The 5172-nt window shown below is 29.9% G+C and carries 4 protein-coding genes and 1 pseudogene; 4 read left to right on the top strand and 1 reads right to left on the bottom strand.

Annotated features, from left to right (window positions below):
* The coding region (locus tag RH98_RS14615; RefSeq protein WP_026038937.1) for an ISAon1 family transposase N-terminal region protein at nucleotides 1–233 on the bottom strand (233 nt) is incomplete at its 3' end.
* A gap of 124 nt (nucleotides 234–357) precedes the next feature.
* Here RH98_RS14615 and RH98_RS14610 point away from each other — a divergent pair.
* From RH98_RS14610 to RH98_RS14590, 4 genes and pseudogenes are all read left to right on the top strand, one after another.
* On the top strand, nucleotides 358–891 hold the full coding sequence (locus tag RH98_RS14610; protein ID WP_010257021.1) for a GNAT family N-acetyltransferase: 534 nt from the start codon (nucleotides 358–360) through the stop codon (nucleotides 889–891).
* A 91-nt stretch (nucleotides 892–982) separates the two neighbouring features.
* A pseudogene (locus tag RH98_RS16140) lies at nucleotides 983–1958 on the top strand (IS3 family transposase); the annotation flags it as partial.
* 37 nt (nucleotides 1959–1995) lie between these two features.
* Nucleotides 1996–2295: a DUF7829 domain-containing protein gene (locus RH98_RS14595; RefSeq protein ID WP_010257008.1), complete on the top strand. Its 300-nt coding sequence runs from the start codon at nucleotides 1996–1998 to the stop codon at nucleotides 2293–2295.
* Nucleotides 2296–2668: 373 nt separating this feature from the next.
* A complete protein-coding gene (locus RH98_RS14590; protein ID WP_010257004.1) occupies nucleotides 2669–3151 on the top strand; it encodes a regulatory protein RecX in 483 nt (160 codons plus the stop codon).
* The last annotated feature ends 2021 nt before the right edge of the window (nucleotides 3152–5172 follow it).

Below are 5172 nucleotides of genomic sequence, written 5' to 3'. Positions count from 1 at the left end.
CGTTGTACATGTAGTTTTACCGATTTACCTCGTAATGGAAAGTCTTCAATGGTAATCATATTATGGAAACCTTTAGAAATTAATTGTCTCTCAGGACACTGATTTCCATAATCATTCTTTTCTTCAAAGTAGATATGTACTTTGGTCTCTAATTCTTCTATTTTAGTAATATTGAAGTGTTCTACTAAGTAAGCAGGTAAGATTAGTTTTAGTATTTCTGTGCTATCCATCATAAGACAAAGATATTATTTTACTATTTCCTCCCCAACTTTTAACGTTGATCCCATATAATTCCTATTTTTAAAATATTCGCTAAATGTAACTGAATATTTGCTACTTTTAAAAAAACTAACCACTATGAAAACTTATACACTACAGACAGAAAGATTAACACTTAATCTTCCTCAAGCAAATGACATACCTCGACTTATAGAGATTATGAAAAACCCCGTTTATAGCGAAAACACCTCTAATATTCCCTTTCCTTATACTAGAGAAAATGGGGAGTTTTGGGTAAACTTAGCAGTAGAGGGATTACAGCATGGCAAACAGTATATCTTTGCTATTCGTCTAAAAGACAATCCTATGATAATAGGTGGTATTGGTTTAGGAATAGATCAGACTAATAATAGAGCAGAAATGGGCTATTGGTTGGATGATCAATACTGGGACAAAGGCATAATTACTGAAGCCGCAAAAGCTTTAATCCAGTTTGGTTTTGACACCTTGAAATTACACAAAATCTTTGCCACTCACTTTACACATAATTCAGCTTCTGGACGAGTGATGCAAAAAATCGGAATGAAACAAGAAGCAATATTAAAAGAGCATCTATTTAAGAATGGAAACTATTTAGACCTTATTTCATATGCTATTATAAATAACAAGTAATTAATAAATAATAAAGCCTAACGCAATGAGTTAGGCTTTATTTATATATATGTCCCGTCCTAAAATAGGTTTACACAAAATAGACTTATTTATGAAAGAGACAGAAAGTACAAGGGAAAGACGTAGTCAACGAGATTATACTTTGGGCTTTAAATTACAGGTTGTATCAGAAGTAGAAAAGGGGGACTATACCTATAAACAAGCTCAAAAACATTATGGTATTCAAGGACGTAGTACTGTTTTGGTTTGGTTACGAAAATATGGTAATTTAGATTGGAGTAAACCAATCTTACGTCAACCAATGAAATCTAAAGAAGAATCACCAGCTCAAAAGATAAAACGTTTAGAACGTGAATTATCAGATGAAAAACTAAAGAATAGAGTTCTTAATGCAATGATTGACCTGTCTGACCAATCGTATGGTACTCAAATAAGAAAAAAGTATTCTACCCAACAGCCTTTGGACTCCAAGAAAAGGGAGTAAGTTTATCACGCGTTTGTTCGCTGTTTGGGATAAGTAGACAAGCTCTATATCAATATAGAACGCTACAAGAATATCGTGAAAAAGAGTTTTTACAAGTAAAGGAATTAGTCCTAAAGATAAGGGCTATTACTCCTCGTTTAGGTACGCGAAAACTCTATTATTTATTAAAAAAAAGTTGATAAAGTTAAATATTAAAATAGGAAGAGATGCTTTGTTTAAGTATTTAAAACGTGAGAATCTATCGATTAAGCCTAAAAAGAATTATACTAAAACCACTAACTCAAAACATTGGTTAACTAAGCATCCTAACCTTTTAAAAAACTTAGCAATAACTCAACAAGAACAAGTTTTTGTAAGCGACATTACTTATGTAAAGACCAAAACAAATACATATTATTTATCCCTAGTTACTGATGCTTATAGCAGAAAGATTATGGGATATCATTTAAGTGAAGACATGAGTGCTAAAAGTGTTGCTAAAGCTTTAGAAATGACTATCAAAAATAGAATAACTAAAAATACAGCAATCCATCACTCAGATAGAGGACTACAATATTGTTCTGAATATTATAAACTTCTATTATTATAAATTTTGCAACAACTTATCCAATAGAAATCTTGTGTCAGATTTTTTTTTTTCAAAATTGCTTTTCATTATTGAATCTGCACGGAGCAAAAAATTGATAACATTCAACTTTCAAGGAAATAAATGGGTTTCGTTTGCTAACAATGCAATTCAGTATTACAGCGAATATTGGGAATACATTGAAGTAGCGTTTAAAAAATTTGGACTTTGGGACGAACTAATTAAACTTGATACTAAAGGTAGTTTTCAAAAAAAAGTAGAACAGTTTTATACAAAAATCCCAAAACAAAAATATGACTTTGAAGAAGTATTTAATGACCTCTATCCAGAATAGAATATTTATTTTACTAACTAGAAAATTAAAAAAATGGCTCACTATTTAAATCAATGTAATGGTTCTTTAAATACCCTATATAGCTTACAGTCTTAAAACCTTTTAATCGGCTACCGCTAATATTTGTCCTCCAATATCGCTTACAAATATCATTTAAGCTGCATACGCTCTTATACTCATTACGAAAACACTCACTATCTCCCCATAGTTATCAGTAACTAAAGACTAACAACCAATATTGTTAAGTCCATTTTTTAAAATATACCTACTTAATTTAAAATATAAATAACAAGTATTATGATGAGTTTAAAAGCATTTCAAAGCAAAATTTTTACCTTAGCAAAAGCTTTCATTCAAAACTTAAATAAACAATTTGGAGCAGAATAAAAACACCATTTTAACGCTAAATCAAGCCAAAAGCAAATTAGAGCATTATTGTGCCTATCAAGATAGATGTCATGCAGAAGTCATAAACAAACTCTATAATCTAAAAATTCCAACAGATGAACACGATGCTATCATAGTCCATCTAATCGAGCATAATTTCCTAAACGAAGAACGTTTTGCTAGAAGCTACTCAAGAGGAAAACACAGAATTAGCGGCTGGGGCAAAAACAGAATAATTGCTGAACTAAAGAGCAGAAAAATATCTGATTACCTAATTAAAAAAGCCTTAGAAGAACTAACTGATGATCTATACTTCGAAACCTTAGACAAAATAGCAGAGCAAAAATGGCATAGTCTAGATTCCTTAGATATATACCAAAAAGAACAAAAGTTCATAAGCTATTTACAACGTAAAGGCTACGAAATGGAATACATTTTTGACAAAATTAAAGAACTCAAAAAAACATAAGAAAGCGACTCTACATATAGATTCGCTTTTTCTATTTTATCCTTTTCTAAAACAGCAATAAACATAACTCATCATTCACATACTTCACTCAATAAAGATAAAATACCTATCAGCCCCTTCCTTATCCCATAGAGCTAAATTCAACCAAGACAACTTAGAACAATAACCAAATATTACATCTTAAGCTATTCAATATATCGCATAAAAGCGATTACTCCCCCTTTCCTTACACTTAAATTTAAAAGAGACACAAAGACCTCGAAACTAAATTAAAATCAAAATAAAGACTCTACAATTCATTTCCCCCAACCTTTCTAAATAGAAACACAACAATATCTACGAAAGACTACATAAGGACAAACTATAATAAATACAAACCGAGTACAACTTTAGAAAATCGCAATACCAAGTTTAATGATTCTTCCAGCTACAGTCTTTCAACTTAGCAGAGCTAAAATATTATCAAGACAAATATGTCAGTATCTAATGCTCCACTTAAAGAAATGTATGATTACGATGACTAGATTCTAAATATTAAAGAGAATTGTCACAGTACTTCGAATAAGTATGCAATGAATCAATTACCACAGCTTTATAAGTAGATAAAATTAGCTAATTCAATAGATGTCACAGGAAATCCTTTTACCTTAGTAGGACTCACTAATAGTTGTAATAAAAGATTCGTCACATAATATAGTACAAGGATATAATCGAGATACAAGTTCATTCCAAATGGGATGTAAGAATGAATATCAATTTGAATATTATTTTTTACAATATTACTAATTCAGAAAGGACTACCTTTTATGATGCAGTTCCCTTTTTATAGATTTTTATTCCCTACAAAACAATACAATGTGTCATAATGTTTAATAATCATTTCTAAAGTATATATGTCTATAAGTCTTTTTTAAGAAATATACGGATTACTTAAATAGTGTAATTCTTTGAGATTGCAATTTATTATATCGGTTTCTTTTCCATTCAATAGTTTTGTATTTATAGCCATTAAATGTAAACGCCTTACACGATATAAAACATATACGTCACTAAATAGAGTTCTTGAAATATTTAAAAGTTCATTTTTAAAAACTATTGTTTTAAAGTGCGTAATAAATCATTTAGCCCAAACTTAACAAAGTATTTTATTTTACGCTGTGACAACTTAAAAGCTACTTTAAAGAGTATTCATAAGTTGTTTAAACGATCTTCTAAAACTAATTTCCTATATCATCTATTTGATTTACATTTGTAACCGAGCGAGGGTAATCTTAGATTCTCGAGCTCGGTCCTAGAAGCCAGCATATATGTTGGCTTTTAGCTTTTATATAAGTAGACTTCCAAATCTCATTAGCTAAATAATGACTATACTCTTAACTCAAGAATAATCCTACCTACAGATACATCAAATACAAGTTAACCGTTAAAAATATCCCCCAATCTAAAGACCTACTTAGCTATGAATAATACATAAGCTATCTCCCCATTCCGAATACCCTACATAAATTCAAACTAATACATCAGAACTAATATGTATTTATCAATAAGTGTAGTAATAGATTTAGTGATAAGACTACTATAGATTTGTAAAATAAACAATCTATCATAATACCTCCTAAGAAATCCTAATTAGTACACAATCATTAATTGATATAATATCTCACAATCAATTCAGATTCACCGATAAGAGTAGTAATCGATTCATAAAATACATAATTGCAATAACCACCACTAATTTAGAATACCTGATAAGAAAAAGAGAACAAAGACAAACTACTGAAACAACCAATCAACACATATATAAAAAGCTTTCGATTTAAGTACCACTGCAAGAGTTAGAAATATACGCAATCTACCCTCTCCTAATAACCCACAGAAATTCCAATTAACACAAAATCATTAAATGATATATACTATAGCACGATCAATAAAGATTCAGTGATAAGAATAAAAATAGATTCAGTGATAAGACTACTATAGATTCATAAATTATATAATTACAATAGACCCATACTACGTGT

It is taken from the genome of Myroides injenensis M09-0166 (genome assembly GCF_000246945.1).
Classification (GTDB): Bacteria; Bacteroidota; Bacteroidia; order Flavobacteriales; family Flavobacteriaceae; genus Flavobacterium; species Flavobacterium injenense.
Note: the sequence above shows the minus strand (reverse complement) of the source record. Positions and strands in the feature narration are given on the sequence as shown.

Coding starts and splice junctions, on each gene's coding strand:
- RH98_RS14610 (WP_010257021.1), top strand. CDS start 358: ATGAAAACTTATACACTACAGACAGAAAGATTAACACTTAATCTTCCT.